The sequence below is a fragment of the Rhizobium sp. BR 250 genome, from assembly GCF_047445855.1.
Taxonomy (GTDB): Bacteria; Pseudomonadota; Alphaproteobacteria; order Rhizobiales; family Rhizobiaceae; genus Agrobacterium; species Agrobacterium tumefaciens_I.
Genome location: NZ_JARWKW010000018.1, coordinates 15,565 through 32,871 on the forward strand (window position 1 = coordinate 15,565; position 17,307 = coordinate 32,871).

Annotated in this window: 15 protein-coding genes; 10 read left to right on the top strand and 5 right to left on the bottom strand. The window is 60.0% G+C overall.

Annotation, left to right across the window (positions count from 1 at the left end):
* Positions 1-143: 143 nt before the first annotated feature.
* Positions 144-1,016: a DUF817 domain-containing protein gene (locus tag QD336_RS22600; protein ID WP_499172231.1), complete on the bottom strand. Its 873-nt coding sequence runs from the start codon at positions 1,014-1,016 to the stop codon at positions 144-146.
* 57 nt (positions 1,017-1,073) lie between these two features.
* Between QD336_RS22600 and QD336_RS22605 the strand changes: the two genes are divergently transcribed.
* Positions 1,074-1,502, top strand: coding sequence for a ribosomal maturation YjgA family protein (locus QD336_RS22605; RefSeq protein ID WP_499172232.1), 429 nt, complete (start codon positions 1,074-1,076; stop codon positions 1,500-1,502).
* On the opposite strand, the gene msrQ is transcribed toward QD336_RS22605, so the two are convergent.
* Both msrQ and msrP read right to left on the bottom strand, forming a co-directional pair.
* Positions 1,456-2,103: a protein-methionine-sulfoxide reductase heme-binding subunit MsrQ gene (msrQ, locus tag QD336_RS22610; RefSeq protein ID WP_499172233.1), complete on the bottom strand. Its 648-nt coding sequence runs from the start codon at positions 2,101-2,103 to the stop codon at positions 1,456-1,458. The two genes, QD336_RS22605 and msrQ, sit on opposite strands and share 47 nt — an antisense overlap.
* 2 nt (positions 2,104-2,105) lie before the next feature.
* Entirely contained in the window at positions 2,106-3,047 is a 942-nt protein-coding gene (msrP, locus tag QD336_RS22615; protein ID WP_269340895.1) for a protein-methionine-sulfoxide reductase catalytic subunit MsrP, read from the bottom strand.
* Positions 3,048-3,358: 311 nt separating this feature from the next.
* Here msrP and ilvD point away from each other — a divergent pair, with 311 nt between their 5' ends.
* Together ilvD and QD336_RS22625 are read left to right on the top strand one after the other, a co-directional pair.
* Positions 3,359-5,194 carry a dihydroxy-acid dehydratase gene (gene ilvD, locus QD336_RS22620; RefSeq protein ID WP_499172234.1) on the top strand — a complete coding sequence of 612 codons (1,836 nt, stop codon included), beginning with the start codon at positions 3,359-3,361 and terminating at the stop codon, positions 5,192-5,194.
* Positions 5,195-5,648: 454 nt separating this feature from the next.
* The gene (locus QD336_RS22625; RefSeq protein ID WP_269341387.1) at positions 5,649-6,650 is read left to right on the top strand and encodes a serine hydrolase domain-containing protein; all 1,002 of its coding nucleotides are present in this window, start codon (positions 5,649-5,651) and stop codon (positions 6,648-6,650) included.
* Positions 6,651-6,666: 16 nt separating this feature from the next.
* Here QD336_RS22625 and QD336_RS22630 read toward each other — a convergent pair whose 3' ends face one another.
* Positions 6,667-7,017 carry a lysozyme inhibitor LprI family protein gene (locus tag QD336_RS22630; RefSeq protein ID WP_269340898.1) on the bottom strand — a complete coding sequence of 117 codons (351 nt, stop codon included), beginning with the start codon at positions 7,015-7,017 and terminating at the stop codon, positions 6,667-6,669.
* Between the two features lie 173 nt (positions 7,018-7,190).
* Between QD336_RS22630 and QD336_RS22635 the strand changes: the two genes are divergently transcribed.
* Positions 7,191-8,597: a DegQ family serine endoprotease gene (locus tag QD336_RS22635; protein ID WP_269340899.1), complete on the top strand. Its 1,407-nt coding sequence runs from the start codon at positions 7,191-7,193 to the stop codon at positions 8,595-8,597.
* Positions 8,594-9,910 carry a replication-associated recombination protein A gene (locus tag QD336_RS22640; RefSeq protein ID WP_499172235.1) on the top strand — a complete coding sequence of 439 codons (1,317 nt, stop codon included), beginning with the start codon at positions 8,594-8,596 and terminating at the stop codon, positions 9,908-9,910. The genes QD336_RS22635 and QD336_RS22640 overlap by 4 nt, the downstream gene beginning before the upstream one ends.
* A 114-nt stretch (positions 9,911-10,024) precedes the next feature.
* Here the strand turns inward: QD336_RS22640 and QD336_RS22645 are convergent, their stop codons facing one another.
* Positions 10,025-10,339 carry a DUF1883 domain-containing protein gene (locus tag QD336_RS22645; protein WP_269340902.1) on the bottom strand — a complete coding sequence of 105 codons (315 nt, stop codon included), beginning with the start codon at positions 10,337-10,339 and terminating at the stop codon, positions 10,025-10,027.
* Between the two features lie 243 nt (positions 10,340-10,582).
* Between QD336_RS22645 and QD336_RS22650 the strand changes: the two genes are divergently transcribed.
* The 5 genes from QD336_RS22650 to QD336_RS22670 all read left to right on the top strand — a co-directional run bounded on the left by QD336_RS22650 (position 10,583) and on the right by QD336_RS22670 (position 17,225).
* Entirely contained in the window at positions 10,583-12,397 is a 1,815-nt protein-coding gene (locus tag QD336_RS22650) for a methyl-accepting chemotaxis protein (protein WP_499172236.1), read from the top strand.
* A 401-nt stretch (positions 12,398-12,798) separates the two neighbouring features.
* Positions 12,799-14,112, top strand: a complete 1,314-nt coding sequence (locus QD336_RS22655; RefSeq protein WP_499172237.1) for an extensin-like domain-containing protein — start codon at positions 12,799-12,801, stop codon at positions 14,110-14,112.
* Between the two features lie 502 nt (positions 14,113-14,614).
* Complete coding sequence (locus QD336_RS22660; protein ID WP_269340905.1) at positions 14,615-15,436, top strand: sulfite exporter TauE/SafE family protein; 822 nt, start codon at positions 14,615-14,617, stop codon at positions 15,434-15,436.
* Between the two features lie 104 nt (positions 15,437-15,540).
* Positions 15,541-16,467 (top strand): ABC transporter ATP-binding protein, encoded by a 927-nt coding sequence (locus QD336_RS22665; protein WP_499172238.1) that lies wholly within the window; start codon positions 15,541-15,543, stop codon positions 16,465-16,467.
* Positions 16,464-17,225 (top strand): ABC transporter permease, encoded by a 762-nt coding sequence (locus QD336_RS22670; protein WP_499172239.1) that lies wholly within the window; start codon positions 16,464-16,466, stop codon positions 17,223-17,225. Before QD336_RS22665 ends, QD336_RS22670 begins: the two co-directional genes overlap by 4 nt.
* Positions 17,226-17,307 lie beyond the last annotated feature (82 nt).

Consider the following 17,307-nt stretch of genomic DNA (forward strand, 5'->3'; position numbering starts at 1 on the left):
GGCGTCGTGAATTAAAAAGCCGGGTGAGAGATCACCCGGCTTTCTTGCGTTTGGGTTTTGGGAAATCGAGCAGGCGAGGGTGCTGCCTCTGCAAAGCCTTTGGCGCCTGCCAGATCAGATGCTCGGCTGAAGCTTTGCTTCTCTTACTCCGGAACGTGAATACGGGCCTTGATGTGCTTGAGTTGCGCGACGATTGTAAACGTCATGATGACCAGCAGCGACCATGAACTCCATTTCCCGATATGCACCACGGACCAGGCGCCGATCTGATCGGGATATTTCCAGATGCCGAAGAAGGTGGAGATATTCTCCGCCAGCCAGACGAAAAAGCCGATCAGGATGAAGGAGAGGAGAAGCGGCATCTTCCGATCCCGATCGTAGGGGCGATACACCACCGTTGCGCGGGAATAGAGACCGACGGCGCAGGCGGCGATGTACCAGCGGTAATCACCGATGAAGTGGTGGGTGAAGAAGTTGGCATAGATGGCGATGCCGATCAGCGTTGCCATCCAATAGGTGGGATAGTGGCGAATGCGCACATCCAGCAAACGCCACGCCTGGATGATGTAGCTGCCGACGGCGGCATACATGAAGCCGGAAAAGAGCGGTACACCGAGGACCTTGCTATAGGCGAAGTCGGGATAGGACCATGACTGGATGGCGCCTGACGTCTTGAACACCTCCAGCGCGAAACCGACGATATGGAACAGCAGGATGGCCTTGGCCTCATCCAGCGTTTCCAGCCTGCTCCAGATCATGAAGAACTGGATGCCGAGAGCGATGATCAGCAGCACGTCATAACGCGGAATGCCAAATAACCCGGCATGTGGCACCACGAAGATGGAGAGGAAGAACAATCCCGCAAACAGGCAGGCACGGGCTTCCTTGATGCCGAAATAGAGAAATTCGACGATGAAGCGCCTGATGCCCTTGAGTTCGCCCCAGGGATAGGTATCGCACAGAAGATCGTCCAAAACCGAGAGGCGGGTTGCGGCTGTACCTGTTGCTGTGCTCATGTTCGCGCCTCGATTTGCATCCGTTAGATTTTCATACGAAAACCGGAAGGAACTCGCATGGGTCCGTCACGCCTTTCCCCGCCTTATTTTGCCCGCATCCGGCTTTTGGCGGCGGCCGTGATGGTGATCATTGGCGGCCTTTGCCTGCGGGCGTTCGGCTACGAGGTGGGATTGCCGTTCGTGGCGGTAAAATACGGCGGATCCGTGCTCTGGGGGGCGATGGTCTATCTGCTGCTGGCGGCCATTCTTCCGTCCCGCTGGCACGGCTATGAGGTTCACATCGCCGTCATTGTCGTTGTCGTCGTGGAATTGATCCGGCTCGTTCATTTCCCGGCGCTGGATGCGTTTCGCGCAACGGCGTCCGGAGCTTTGCTGCTCGGCCGCGTTTTTTCCGTGTGGAATATCGTCTGTTATATCGGCGGGATCGCGGTGGCGTCCTTTACGTCCGGACGGGCCTTGCGCGCTTACTCCTCTTCATCGTCATGATCGTCGGCCGCACCAGCCGATAGCCCAGCAAGACCACCATGGTGCTGATATAAAACACCGGCTCCAGCGTGATCGATTTCCGGGCCAGCACGAAATGCAGCACGCCGACGATGAGGACGAGATAAACGAGCTTGTGCAGTGTGTTCCAGCGACTACCGAGCTTGCGGATGGACCAGCGGTTAGAGGTAAGCGCCAGCGGAATGAGCATGAGAAGGCCCGCCATGCCGAACATGATATAGGGGCGCTTCAGAATATCGCCGGCGATGGAGCCCAGCATCAGGCCGCGATCCAGCACCAGATAGACGGTGAAATGGGCAAGCACATAATAAAAGGCGATCAGCCCCAGCGCCCGGCGATAGGCGATGAGGTTGATGTTGAGGAGATCGCGCAGCGGCGTTACCAGCAGTCCGAGGCACAGGAAGCGCAGGGCCCAGATGCCGAGCAGGTGCTCGAAATCCTTGACCGGGTTGAAGCCGAGGCCACCGGTTGCGGCGAGGTAGAAATACCAGACGCCTGGACAGAGGCCGAGCACATAAAGCGACCAGATGGCCGTCGGCTGGTAACGCTTCGGCAGCGTGGGAAGGGGCAGGGCAAAGGCCATGGTCAATAATTCGCCTTCAGATCCATGCCGGCATAAAGGCTCGCCACCTCGTCATAACCGTTGAACATCAGGGTAGGGCGGTTCTCCGTGCCGAAAAAGCCGCCTTCGCCGATACGCTGTTCCGTCGCCTGGCTCCAGCGCGGATGGTCCACATGCGGATTGACGTTGGAATAGAAGCCATATTCGCGGGCATTGGAGTTTTTCCAGGTCGTTTCCGGTTGTTTTTCGGTGAGCGAAATGCGGACGATGGATTTGATGCCCTTAAAACCGTATTTCCACGGCACGACAAGCCGGATCGGCGCGCCGTTCTGGTTTGGCAGGGTCTCGCCATAAAGCCCGACGGCGAGGATGGTGAGCGGATGACGCGCTTCATCGAGACGCAGGCCTTCGACATAGGGCCATGACAGAGGCTGGAAAAGGCCGCTCTGGCCCGGCATCTCGTCCGGCCGCACCACCGTCTCGAAGGAAACGTATTTCGCGCTGCCCAGCGGCTCCACCTTGTCGAGCAGTGTGGCGAGCGGAAAACCGATCCACGGAATGACCATCGACCAGCCTTCGACGCAGCGCATGCGATAGGTGCGTTCCTCCAGCGGATATTTCATCAGTTCTTCGATGCCGAATTCCTGCGGTTTGGAAACGAGACCATCCACCTTCACCGTCCACGGCGTCGGTTTGAACTTGCCGGAGTACTCCTTCGGATCGGATTTTCCGACGCCGAATTCGTAGAAATTATTGTAGCTGGTGACGGCATCGAGCGGGGTGAGCTTGTCATCCAGCTTATAGGCACCGGCCTTGGCGGAGAGCGGCGCGGCAATGGCCTCGCGGCCGGCCAATCCTATGGCAGCAAGGCCTGCCGCCGTTCCGAGGAAATTGCGTCGGGACAGATAAAAGGATTTGGGCGTTATCTCTGAAGACGCGATATGGGGCGGACGATAGGCGGGCATAAAAACCTCCACAAAAGCCGGGTGCATCGGCGATAAATCGATTATGATAGCCAATACGGTCGCTGCACAGATATGTTTCAGCGCTCTGCGGAAAAACAACGCTGAACAGGTGGTAATCGCGCATTTGTGATGGCGTGTCCTCTGCCGATGGTGCCGAATAGAAAGCGTACCGTACCGAACCGTACTGTTTTGCCTCAAGGTGACAGTGACAGGGCTTGCGGTTTGCGCTAGAAAAACCGCAAAATAGGGCAGGAGCTATTTTTACCGCGTTTGCGGAAATGCGCTCTTCGCCAGAGATCGAGGAAAACACCATGCCAGCCTATCGCTCCAGAACGACAACCCACGGCCGCAACATGGCGGGCGCGCGCGGCCTTTGGCGCGCCACCGGCATGAAGGACAGCGATTTCGGCAAGCCGATCATCGCGGTGGTCAACTCTTTCACGCAGTTCGTGCCGGGCCATGTGCATCTGAAAGATCTCGGCCAGCTGGTTGCCCGCGAAATCGAAGCGGCCGGCGGTGTTGCCAAGGAATTCAACACCATCGCGGTTGATGACGGTATCGCCATGGGCCATGACGGCATGCTCTATTCGCTGCCGTCGCGCGAGATCATCGCGGATTCGGTGGAGTATATGGTCAATGCCCATTGCGCCGATGCGATGGTTTGCATTTCCAACTGCGACAAGATCACGCCCGGCATGCTGAATGCGGCCATGCGCCTCAACATTCCCGCGGTCTTCGTATCCGGTGGTCCGATGGAAGCGGGCAAGGTCGTTCTGCATGGCAAGACGGTCGCGCTCGATCTGGTCGACGCGATGGTGGCTGCCGCTGACGACAAGATTTCCGACGAGGACGTCAAGGTTATCGAGCGCTCTGCCTGCCCGACCTGCGGTTCCTGTTCCGGCATGTTCACCGCCAATTCCATGAACTGTCTGACCGAGGCGCTTGGCCTGTCCTTGCCCGGCAACGGCTCGACGCTTGCCACCCACTCGGATCGCAAGCGCCTGTTCGTTGAAGCCGGTCACCTGATCGTCGATCTCGCTCGCCGTTATTACGAGCAGGACGACGAAACCGTTCTGCCGCGCACCATCGCCAACAAGGCGGCGTTCGAAAACGCCATGTCGCTGGATATCGCCATGGGCGGCTCCACCAACACGGTTCTGCATATTCTGGCGGCAGCGCATGAGGGCGGCGTCGATTTCGGCATGGAGGACATCGACCGTCTTTCCCGTAAAGTTCCCTGCCTTTCCAAGGTCGCGCCGGCCAAGCAGGATGTGCATATGGAAGACGTTCACCGCGCCGGCGGCATCATGCGCATTCTGGGTGAGCTGGAGCGCGGCGGTCTCATCAACCGCGATACCTATACGGTGCACGAAGCGACGCTGGGCGACGCCATCGACCGCTGGGACATCACCCGCACCAACAGTGAAACGGTGCGGCAGTTCTTTAAGGCTGCCCCCGGCGGCGTGCCGACGCAGGTGGCCTTCAGCCAGTCCTCGCGCTGGGACGATCTCGATACGGACGGCGAAAACGGCGTTATCCGCTCGGTCGAAAAGCCTTTCTCCAAGGATGGCGGTCTGGCCGTGCTTTACGGCAACATCGCACTCGATGGCTGCATCGTGAAGACCGCGGGCGTTGATGAATCCATCCTGAAATTCACCGGTCCGGCGGTTGTTTACGAAAGCCAGGACGCGGCCGTGAAGGGCATTCTCGGCAACGAGGTCAAGGCGGGCGACGTCGTCGTCATCCGTTATGAAGGGCCGAAGGGCGGACCGGGCATGCAGGAAATGCTCTATCCGACCAGCTACCTGAAATCCAAGGGCCTCGGCAAAGCCTGCGCGCTGATCACCGACGGTCGTTTCTCCGGTGGCACCTCAGGCCTTTCCATCGGCCACGCCTCCCCGGAAGCGGCACAGGGCGGCGCCATCGGCCTCGTGCGTCAGGGTGACCTGATCGAGATCGACATTCCGAACCGCACCATCAACCTGAAGGTCTCCGATGCGGAACTGGCGTCGCGTCGGGCCGAGCAGGAAGAACAGGGCTGGAAGCCGGAAGCACCGCGCAAGCGCAATGTCACGACGGCACTGAAGGCCTATGCGGCCTTTGCGTCCAGTGCCGACAAGGGTGCTGTGCGGATTTTGCCGGAGTAATCCTGTCGCAGAATGGGGTGGGGGGTGTCCCAGGTGGGCAGCTTTCTTCTCGGAGTGTCGCAGAGCGATAACAAGCACGCCTCGTCACCCCGGACTTGATCCGGGGTCTAGCGCGATCAAGTCTTTGATCGCATGAGACTCCTCTCACGGCGCAGACGCGCCGTGGCTGGATGCCGGATTAAGTCCGGCAGGACGGAGGAGAGAGCTTCGCACCTCGTCTTCAACTTGAGCCGCCCTCTGGGGCGGCTTTTTGCTGTCTGTACCAGATGATGCAACTCAGCTCACAAACAGATTCAATTGCCTCACAGGATGATTCTTCGACTGCCTTCAACATTTTGTTTTTCCATCGTAAATGCGAAACTACTTGCAGCTGTTTCCTATCCAGCAGTCACATTGGAGTGATGTTCGTCCAGTGGCTCTTTTCCAGAACGCTGGGATGCCTAACTTCATCAACATGAAAAGACGAACCGCACTCGCCCTCATCGCGTCGCTGCCTCTTGCCCGGCTTGCCCAGGCGCAGAGCGCCGGCAACAATATCCGTTTTGATCCGTTGCTAAGGCAGGCGGATGCGCTTTCCAGCCTCAAGGCGGTGATTGTCAGCATCGATGGCGAAGAGGTCGCGAGCCGCGCCTATCATGGCGCCAGCCTCAATGGCTCCACCAATATCAAGTCGGCCTCGAAATCGGTCATTTCGGCGCTGGTGGGCATGGCGATCGATCGCAGGATCATTACTGGTGCAGACCAGCCGATCGCCACTATTCTGCGCAGTGATTTTCCGCCAAATCCCGATCCTCGGCTGGAGCGGATCACCATCGGCAATCTCTTGTCCATGCAATCCGGTCTGGAGCGCATGTCCGGCCCGAATTATGGACGCTGGGTTGCCAGCCGCAACTGGGTGAGAATGGCGCTGGATTCCGGTTTTGCCGGAGAGCCCGGCGGCGGCATGCTCTATTCCACGGCATCTACACATCTGCTCTCGGCGATATTGACCAAGGCATCGGGCCGCTCGACGCTTTCTCTCGCCCGAGACTGGTTCCGCCCGCTCGAGGGATTTTCCATCGGCGGCTGGGAGCGCGATCCGCAGGGTATCTATCTCGGCGGCAACCAGATGGCGATGACGGCGCGCTCCCTGCTGGCCTTTGGCGAGCTTTATCGTCTTGGCGGCGTAACGCCTGAGGGTGAGCGGCTGATCTCACAGGAATGGATCAGCCAGTCCTGGCAGCAGCGCACCAATTCCGTCTTCAATGGCGACGGTTACGGTTATTGCTGGTTCATCAAGGAAATGGCGGGTGAAACGGTCTATTACGCCTGGGGTTATGGCGGGCAGATGCTCTATATTGTTCCCGCCAGACGGCTTTCCGTGGTCATGACCTCCCGCGAGGACGCGCCTTCGGCCAGAACCGGTTATCGCGACCAGCTGCATGGGCTTATGGAAAACATCATCCGTGCGGTGTGAGGACAGGCGGTAGAGATCAGAGCGGGCGGTTGATGCTTTGGAAGGCTTCGCCGAGTTTCTTCATCCGTTCCTCATAGGCACCCGTCAGGCAGGCCACATCGGCTGCGCATTCCTGGCGTTTCTTCAGCCATCGGCTCTGCTCGTCGCGCAGCGTATCGCGCGCACCCATGGCCATCAACTGGGTGAGGATGTCGAAGGTGGTGGCCATCTTCACATCCTGGTCATTCAGCGCGCGGTTGTCGCAGATCGCCTTTTCGTCGGCCGCCAGATCGGGTTTGCTGCAATCGAAGCTTGCCGCGCTGGCCGGTGTAACGAAGGAGGAGGCGAGGAGGGTGGCTGCGGCGAGGAGGCTTGGTTTCAGATGCATGGATCGTCTCTTTTAAGGACAGTCGGATGCCGGTGAAACCAGAAAGGGGCGCCGTTGGTTCCAATTGCGTGAACCGATCCCCGCCTGGAAAAGCTTGGCCATCATCTTGCCGCTCTTTGCTTTACAGGCTTTGGCGTTATAACTCCATCATACTGATGACGATGAGGAATCACATGCGAAGCGTGTTGAAGTATCTGTCCACCGGCTTTCTCGCCGCGCTCGTTCTCTTACCCGTGGGGGCTGCGGCGCAGGACAACAAGACCGTGCCGGCAAGCCACACGGAAATGCAGCTTTCCTTCGCGCCGCTGGTGAAGCGCACCGCAGGTGCTGTGGTGAATGTCTATGCCGAGCGCGTGGTACAGCGGCGCCTTTCGCCCTTTGCCGGCGATCCCTTCTTTGAGCAGTTTTTCGGCCAGCAGATGCCGAACCGCACGGAAAAACAGTCGTCGCTCGGTTCGGGCGTGATCGTGACGGCTGGCGGCCTCGTGGTGACCAACAATCACGTCATTGACGGCGCTGATGACATCAAGGTGGCGCTGGCGGATGGCCGTGAGTTTTCCTCCAAGGTTCTGCTGAAGGACGACCGGGTCGATCTTGCCGTGCTGCAGATCGATGCCAAGGAGCAGTTCCCGGTGCTGTCGCTCGGCGATTCCGACAAGATCGAGGTGGGTGATCTGGTGCTGGCCATCGGCAACCCCTTCGGCGTCGGCCAGACGGTGACGAGCGGCATTGTCTCCGGTCTCGCACGCAACCAGGTGACGCAGGGTGATTTCGGCTTCTTCATCCAGACCGATGCCTCCATCAACCCCGGCAATTCCGGCGGTGCGCTGATGAACATGGCGGGTGAGCTGATCGGCATCAATACCGCGATCTTTTCCAAGGGTGGCGGTTCCAACGGTATCGGTTTTGCCATTCCGGCCAATCTGGTCCGGGTTTTCGTGGCTGCCGCCGAGCGTGGCGATCCGAGCTTCCAGCGGCCCTATATCGGTGCGACTTTCGATCCTGTGACGTCCGATGTCGCGGAAGCGCTCGGCCTGCATCGCGCCCGTGGCGCGCTCGTTGTCAGCGTCGTCAAGGACGGCCCGGCTGAAAAGGCCGGTATCGAGCCGGGACAGGTGGTGACCGCCGTTAATGGCCTGGAGGTAGAGCATCCCGATGCGCTGGGTTATCGCGTGACGACGGCTGGCATCGGCAAATCCGCCGAGCTGACCGTCATGGACAAGGGCAAGGAAAAGAAGGTGACCATCGCGCTCGATACGGCGCCGGAAACCGCGCCGCGTGATGAGCGCCTGATCGAAGGCCGCAATCCCTTTGCCGGCGCGAGCGTCGCCAATCTCTCGCCGAAGCTTGCCGATGAATTGCGCATGCCGTCGCAGATCAAGGGCGTTGTCATCGTCGACGTGAAGCGCGGCTCGCCGGCCTATCGTGTCGGTTTCCAGCCGAAGGATATCATCCTGTCGCTCAATGGCGCGGATATCGGCTCGACGGCTGCGGTCGAAAAGGCGCTGGACGATAATCCCGGCTTCTGGCGCGTGGAAATCCTGCGTGACGGGCAGCGTATCCGGCAGTTCCTGCGATGAGCGACGATCTCTTCGCCCCGCAAGTGCCCGTGGAGGTCGCCAACCGGCGGCCTCTCGCCGATCGCCTGCGTCCGAAGACGCTTGCCGAGGTGAGCGGGCAGCCGCATCTGACGGGCGAAGAGGGCGTTCTGCGCCGCATGATCGATAGCGGCTCCCTGGGGTCGATGATCTTCTGGGGCCCGCCCGGCACCGGCAAGACCACGGTTGCCCGCCTGCTTTCCGGCGAGGCGGGGCTGGCCTTCGAACAGATTTCGGCGATCTTTTCAGGTGTCGCCGATCTCAAGAAAGTCTTTGAAGCGGCGCGCACGCGCCGGATGAATGGCCGGCAGACGCTGCTTTTCGTCGATGAGATTCATCGCTTCAACCGCGCCCAGCAGGATAGCTTCCTGCCGGTCATGGAAGACGGCACCATCATTCTCGTTGGTGCCACCACGGAAAACCCGTCCTTCGAACTCAATGCCGCTCTTCTGTCGCGGGCGCGTGTGCTGACCTTCCGCTCGCATGACGAGGAGAGCCTGAGCGAACTTCTGAAACGTGCCGAGGAAGCCGAGAAGAAACCGCTGCCCTTGACGGAGGATGCGCGGGCGAGCCTCATCCGTATGGCCGATGGCGATGGCCGCGCGGTGCTGACGCTTGCCGAAGAGGTCTGGCGCGCGGCGCGCAGGGATGAGACCTTCGATACCGAAGGGTTGACCCGCATCGTGCAGCGCCGGGCCCCGGTCTATGACAAGAGCCAGGACGGCCATTACAATCTCATTTCCGCGCTGCATAAATCCGTGCGCGGTTCGGATCCGGATGCTGCACTTTATTATCTCGCCCGCATGTTCGATGCCGGCGAAGACCCGCTCTATATCGGCCGTCGGCTGGTGCGCATGGCGGTGGAGGATATCGGCCTTGCCGATCCGCAGGCGCTTGCCGTCTGCAACGCCGCCAAGGATGCCTATGATTATCTCGGTTCACCGGAAGGGGAGCTCGCGCTGGCGCAGGCCTGCGTCTACCTCGCCACCGCCCCGAAATCGAACGCCGTCTATACCGCCTTCAAGGCGGCGATGCGGGCGGCCAAGGAAAACGGCTCGCTGGTACCGCCGAAACATATTCTGAACGCCCCGACCAAGCTCATGAAGGGCGAGGGTTATGGTGACGGTTATCGTTATGACCATGACGAGCCGGACGCTTTTTCCGGGCAGGATTATTTCCCGGAAAAAATGGGGCGCACGACCTTTTACGATCCCCCGGACCGGGGCTTCGAGCGGGAAATCCGCAAGCGTCTCGACTGGTGGGCGAAGCTGCGCCGGGAGCGTGGCGCACGCTGACCTCGTCATGCGGTTTGGCCGAAGTCCATATCGCGCATCGATCTTCACAAACAGAATCAAGCCGCTGGCAAAAAGAGTCGCGAAACCGCGACAACTCACTGTTTTTAAAGGAAATCAGGATGCCTTGCGATGCGGTGCGGCCTGTGGCTGGGCGGGCAGCATCTTGACCGAGGATTCCGCCAGACCGCTATGACCTTCGGCATCGATCACCAGATGCCAGTGCATCGTTTCGGGAATGGCGATGCGGATCGGCGATTTTTTCGCGACGCCGCCGAGATATTTGAAATCCAGCAATTCGGTAAAGCGCTGGAAGTTCGCACCCGTCATCAGCCGAACATTGTTGATGGACGACAGGGAGACTTCGATGACCGTGCCGGCCCGCAGTTCCTTCAGGTCATAATGTGTGTAGCGAAAATTCGGCCGGGCCATCGCGCGCCTCCGTGTAACGTAATTTTGGTCAAAGAGGATAGGGGCCGCACGGTTAACGCTGTCTTTAAATGCCGTGGATCGGCTCCGAAATTCGCGCGTGCCGCCGCCGTCTGGAATGAAGGTGTGAACATCTATGGGTGCAAAGGAATAATACCAACGTATAATATGTGTATTTAATAATAATAAATTTTTTGCCTTTAACATTGCCCGGTCGAAGTGCAATCGGCGATGTTGAGGGGGAACATGAAAAACGTAACGATATCTATGCGCCTTTATGCGCTCGTCGCATTGTTTCTGGCAATACTGGCTGCGGCCCTGACATTCAGCCTGTTCGAGAGCTACCATGAAATGGAGCGCGAGCGGAAAGCCGGCCTTGCGGCGATGAACGAAACGGCGGTTGCCATTCTCGACCAATATTACCGGCTGGAACAGGCCGGAAGCCTGACGCGCGAGGCGGCGCAGCAGCAGGCCAAGACAACCATTGCGGCGATGCGCTATGGCAAGGGCAGCGGTTATTTCTGGATCAACGACATGCATCCCAAAATGGTGATGCATCCGATCAAGCCCGAGATGAACGGCACGGACCTTACCGCCAACAAGGACCCGAATGGCAAGGCGCTGTTCGTCGAGTTCGTGAACACGGTGAAGGCCGGCGGGCAGGGCTTTGTCGATTATTACTGGCCGAAACCCGGTGCGCCGGAGCCGGTCGAGAAATTTTCGCATGTCGCCGGTTTCGCCCCCTGGGGATGGATCGTCGGCACCGGCGTTTATGTCGATGACCTGGAAGCGGTGTTCTGGCGCGACGTCTATTTTAATGGCGGTGTCTGTCTCCTGGCGGGCCTTCTTGTGGTCGGTGTGGCTGCCGCCGTCGTGCGCAGCGTGACACGGCCGATCGATCTCATTCGCCAGAGCATGCGGCGGATTGCCGACGGTGACGGCGAGGCCGAAATCCAGTTTGCCGACCGCCGCAATGAAATCGGCGCGATCGCCAAGACGCTGCTGGTATTGCGCGACAGCGTCAATGAGCGCAGCGCGCTGCAGGCTCGCGAGGCGGACCAGCAACGGGCGCTGGAGGAGGCGCGGCATGGCAACGAGATGGTTCTGCGCTCCGCATCCGAGCGGCAGGCCCATGCCATGGAGCGGCTGGGCAATGCGCTCGAGACACTTGCCAATGGCGATCTGACCGTCGAACTGTCGGATATCGGCGCGGATTACGAAAAACTGCGCGTGGATTTCAATCGTGCCGTCGGCGCGCTGTATGGCGCGATCGAGGCGATTGCCAGAACCGGCCATGTCGTCAATGACAGCGCTTCCGATATCAGCGGCGCGACCGGCAATCTTTCCCGCCGGACCGAACAGCAGGCGGCGGCGCTGGAAGAGACAGCGGCCGCTCTGGACGAGATCACCGCCACCGTGCGCACCGCCTCCGAACGGGCCAATGAAGCCCGGCAGATGGTGCAGGACACGAAAACCAGCGCAGGCCGTTCGGGCGAGATCGTCCGCAATGCCGTTGAAGCCATGGGCCGCATCGAGGACTCCTCGAAGCGCATCGGGCAGATCATCTCCGTCATCGATGAAATCGCCTTCCAGACCAACCTTCTGGCACTGAATGCCGGCGTCGAGGCGGCGCGGGCGGGCGAGGCGGGGCGCGGTTTTGCCGTGGTGGCGCAGGAAGTGCGTGAACTGGCGCAACGCTCCGCCAATGCCGCCAAGGAGATCAAGACGCTCATCAACCGTTCGGCGGAAGAGGTGGGCGGCGGCGTCGCACTCGTGCGCTCCACCGGCGATGCGCTCGACGAGATCGTGGCACTGGTCAACCGCGTCGAAGGCCATGTGAATTCCATCGCCACGGCGGCGCGGGAACAGGCGACCGGCCTGCAGGAGATCAATACCTCCGTCAACCACATGGACCAGATGACCCAGCAGAACGCCGCCATGGTGGAAGAGACGACCGCAGCCAGCCAGACACTGGCCGAAGAAAGCCAGCAGCTGCGGGCGCTGCTTTCGCGTTTCGAACTGGGGCAGGGTGCGGCGCGCGCGGTTTCGCGGGTGGCGTGATTTGATTTACAGGGATGAGTGAAGGGCGCGGCTGCGGCTGCGCCCTTTGGCATTGGCGAGATGCAAACCGTTCTTCCGTCATGCCGGACTTGATCCGGCCGCCCCCAGTCTCGGTGCGTCTGCTCCGTGAGAAGACTCTCTTGCGATCAAGGACTTGATCGCGCTGGACCCCGGATCAACTCCGGGGTGACGGAGTGCGGACGTTGCGGTTTCGCCGGAAATCCTCGTTTGGCGGACATCACCAAAGCCTTTGCGAGTTTCGGTTCGGCTTCTCCGTCTGCAGTGTCGCGCGACAGGCCATTTCGTTATTTCCCGCAACCAATAAGGTTTCGTTTACCTCATTTCTTTAAAATTTGTCCTGTATTGCCGCGATAGCGGCCGCTGAAGGTACAGGTTCTCGTATGGCGTATGTTTCCCTTCCGCGTCGTCTTGTGACGTTGCTGATGATTTCCACGGTCATGGTGTCGTGTTCGGCGGAGGGTCTCGTGCCTCCGGCGGAGGTGGATGGCACCACGCGCGTCAGCGCCATTCGCTCGTCGCGGCAGCAGGGTTACAGTGCGCCGGCCGGGGCCGTTTATCAGGCCGAGCGGGCCGGACAGAGCGCCGATTATCCTTCCGCCATATCGCAGCCGATGCCGGAACCCTACGCCTCGCAGGATCCGCTGCTGCGATCGCCGCAGGGCGGGCAGGGTTATTCCACGCTCGACGCGCAGCACCAGGCGCGCATGGCGGCCAGCGGCCATGCCAATATGCCTTCCCAGACGATGCAAAGCCAAACCATGCAGAATGAGGCCATGCAGGGCCAGACCGTGCCCGCGCAGCAGATGGCCGGCAACCAGATCGCCGAAGGCGAGGGCGGCGTGAACATGGATTCCATGCTGGGTGTGGAACCGGTTCGCGGCCTTGCCGAAGAACAGGATGCGCAGATCGCCGAGGGCGCTTCGACGCAGCCGGTAGTGGATGGCATCGGCACGGACAATCCGGTGGCCGTGTCTCCCGCGCGCCGGCAACCGGCCTCCAGCCAGTCACGCCTGATACCGCCGCCACCGCCCGGTTCCTCTTCCCGCCGCCAGCCGGTGGAGGAAGTGGCCATGCTCATGCCGAACGATCCGATGGCGGGTGGCGGGATGCAGAGCAACCGGCAGATGTCGCCCGGCGTCATGCCATCCTCCGAAGTTGCCTGCCGCAGCGAATTGCGCCGTCTCGGCGTCGCCTTCCGCGACGTCGCCCGTATTGCCGACGGTCCGACCTGTGGCATCGATTATCCGATTGAACTCAGCGGTCTTGCCAGCGGCGTCGCCGTTCGCCCGGCGGTGAAGCTCAATTGCCAGGTGACGCTTGCCTTCGCCAAATGGGTGAAGTTCGAACTCGTGCCGTCCTCGCGCTTCCGCTATCTCTCGGGCGTCGGTCGCATCACGCCGATGGGCGGTTATTCCTGCCGCAAGATGAACTCCCGTTCCAGCAATCCCTGGTCCGAACATGCGCGCGGCAATGCCATCGATATCGGCACCATTACGCTGAAGAACGGCAAGGAGATCGACGTCCGCAAGAAGAGCTTCTTCGCCTTCCGCGAAAAGGCGCTGCTGAAGGCGGTGAGGTCCGACAGCTGCAAATATTTCTCGACCGTTCTCGGGCCGGGCAGCGATCCCAATCACTGGAACCATTTCCACTTCGACCTGCGCACGCGCAAATCCGGTTACAGGCATTGCGATTAGGGTGTGCCGGTGGAGGTTGACGACTGAGTTTGAAAGCGTCTTCTCCGTCATGCTCGGGCCTGTCCCGAGCATCTGCGACGTCGCGATTGGCGATGGGTTGGCAGATCCTCGGCACAAGGCCGAGGATGACGTCGAATGTGGAGGGCGGCTTGTTATCTGCCTGTTGCCGATGACTTGGGCTGCGGATTTCGGGAGAAGGCCGGAATGACGAAGATTGGGGATGTTTCTCCAGCTGCGTGCCAGTTCGATAGCCGCCTGTCACACCGCACAAAAAAAGACCGGCCCGAAGGCCGGTGAAGAAGACAGCCATATCGGGGGGATATCGGCGTCTTTGCAAGGGCATGCAATGGGAAAACGATCCCACGGAGTGGTCTATCCGGCGCGGATATGCGGCAAAAGACATCGCGCCGTACTGACCTGCGGTCAACATGGCTTGCCGCGCCTTTCTGATACGCTATGAGCGTCACATGTTTGTGACAACGGCCCCCTGGAGCCTGCTTTCATGCCCCCTGTTTCGGAGATAATGGTCTTTGCCGCCGCGCTCGCGGCCGCGGGTGTGGTGGCCGGACTTCTGGCGGGATTGTTCGGCATTGGCGGCGGCGCGGTGCTGGTGCCGGTCTTCTACCATGTCTTCGGCCTTCTGGATGTGCCGGAGGCTGTGCGCATGCATCTTTCGCTCGGCACGTCGCTCGCCATCATCGTGCCGACCTCCATCCGTTCGTTCCTGACGCATCGTCAGAAGGGGGCCGTCGATATCGATCTTCTGAAGGGCTGGATCATTGCCGTGCCGCTCGGCACCATCCTCGCATCGGTGGTGGCCGCCCATGCCTCCAGCATTGCCCTGCGGCTGATCTTCGCCTTCATCGCACTGGCGCTCGCCTTCCGGATGATCTTCAACCGGGCGAGCTGGCATCTTGGTTCCGACCTGCCGAAAAATCCGGGCCGTTTTCTGGTGGGAACCGGCATCGGGCTTTTTTCCGGCCTGATGGGCGTGGGCGGCGGGGTGATGAATAACACCTTCATGACGCTTTACGGACGCACCATCCATCAGGCGGTCGCCACCTCTTCCGGCGTCGGCGTGCTGATTTCGCTGCCGGGTCTCCTTGGCTATATCTGGGCCGGCTGGGGCGATGCGGGCCTGCCGCCGTTCTCGACCGGCTTCATCAACTGGATTGCCGTGGTGCTCCTGATCCCCATCACGCTTTTCGTCGCGCCTTATGGGGCGCGGCTCGCGCATGCGCTCAGCAGGAAGCAGCTTGAGCGGGCTTTCGGGCTGTTTCTCGTCTTCGTCGCAGCGCAGTTTTTCTATAGCGTCTACGGCTGATTTTCCCTTTTTGCCGAACGCAGTGTTCAGGCTGCCGGGCTGGCAATCGCGCCTTTCCCGGCCTATATGGCGTGCATCTTACTCGGTTTTTCGAAAGATTCGTCATGAATGCCATTGTTTCGATACGGAATCTGACAAAATCCTACGCAAATGGCTTTCAGGCGCTCAAGGGTATCAGCCTCGATATCAGGCAGGGGGAAATCCTCGCGCTTCTGGGGCCGAACGGTGCCGGCAAGACGACGCTGATCTCGATTGTCTGCGGTCTCGTCAATCCGGGCGAAGGTTCGGTGCTTGTCGGCGGGCATGACGTGGTCAAGGATTTCCGCCAGACGCGGGCGCTCATCGGCCTCGTGCCGCAGGAACTGACGACGGATATGTTTGAGACCGTGTGGAACACGGTCAGCTTCTCGCGCGGCCTGCACGGGCAGAAGAAGAATCCGGCGCTGATCGAGAGCGTTCTCAAGTCCCTGTCGTTGTGGGACAAGAAGGACAATATGCTGCGGGAACTTTCCGGCGGCATGAAGCGGCGTGTGCTGATTGCCAAGGCGCTGGCGCACGAGCCGAAGGTTCTGTTCCTCGACGAGCCGACCGCGGGCGTGGATGTGGCGCTGCGTCGTGACATGTGGAACGTCGTTTCCGATCTGCGCGCCCGGGGCGTCACCATCATTCTAACCACGCATTACATCGAGGAGGCGGAAGAAATCGCCGACCGGGTGGGCGTCATCAATGGCGGCGAATTGCTATTGGTGGAAGAAAAGACGGCGCTGATGAAAAAGCTCGGCCGCAAGCAGCTTTTCCTCGAGTTGGCGCAGCCGGTGGAGCAATTGCCGGAAAGCCTTGCGCCCTTCGGCCTGACGTTTTCGGATGATCGCTGCACGCTCACCTATGAAATCGAGGACAATGGCGAGCAGGGGCGCATCGCCGATCTCCTGGGAGCCCTTTCCGCCGCCAACATCCATTTCAAGGATATTTCAACGCGGCAGAGTTCGCTTGAGGATATCTTCGTTTCGCTGGTCGGAGGCCAGAAATGAATTTCGAAGCCATCAAGTCCATCTATCTGTTCGAAATGGCGCGCACGCGGCGCACCCTGCTGCAGAGCGTGGTGTCGCCGGTCATTTCCACCTCCCTTTATTTCATCGTGTTCGGAACCGCGATCGGTTCGCGGATTCAGGAAGTTGGCGGGGTTTCTTATGGCGCTTTCATAACGCCCGGCCTGATCATGCTGACGCTTCTGACCCAATGTATCGGCAATGGTTCCTTCGGTATCTATTTCCCGAAATTCACTGGCACGGTCTATGAAATCCTCTCCGCCCCGGTGTCGATGACGGAAATTCTGGCCGGTTATGTCGGGGCGGCGGCGACCAAGGGGCTGATGATCGGCACGATCATCCTGATAACCGCCACCTTCTTCGTGGATATCACCATTGCCCATCCGTTCATGATGATCCTGTTTTTCGTGCTGACGGCAGTAAGCTTCAGCCTGTTCGGTTTCATCATCGGCATATGGGCGACGAATTTCGAGCAGCTGAATCTCATCCCCATGCTGGTGGTGCCGCCGCTGACCTTCCTTGGCGGCAGCTTCTATTCCATCGACATGCTGCCACCCTTCTGGCAGGCGGTCAGCCACTTCAATCCGGTGCTTTATCTCATCAGCGGTTTCCGCTGGAGTTTCTACGAGATCGCCGACGTCAATCCCGTCATCAGCCTGGCGATGATAACGCTGTTTCTGGCGCTCTGTCTTGGCGTTGTCGGCTGGATGTTCAAGACGGGTTACCGGCTGCGTAACTGACGGCGGGCTGGTTTCGGACCTGATTTGATCAGATTGACGCCCGGCTCTCGCCGGGCGTTTTTGTATTCACGACACAGGGTGT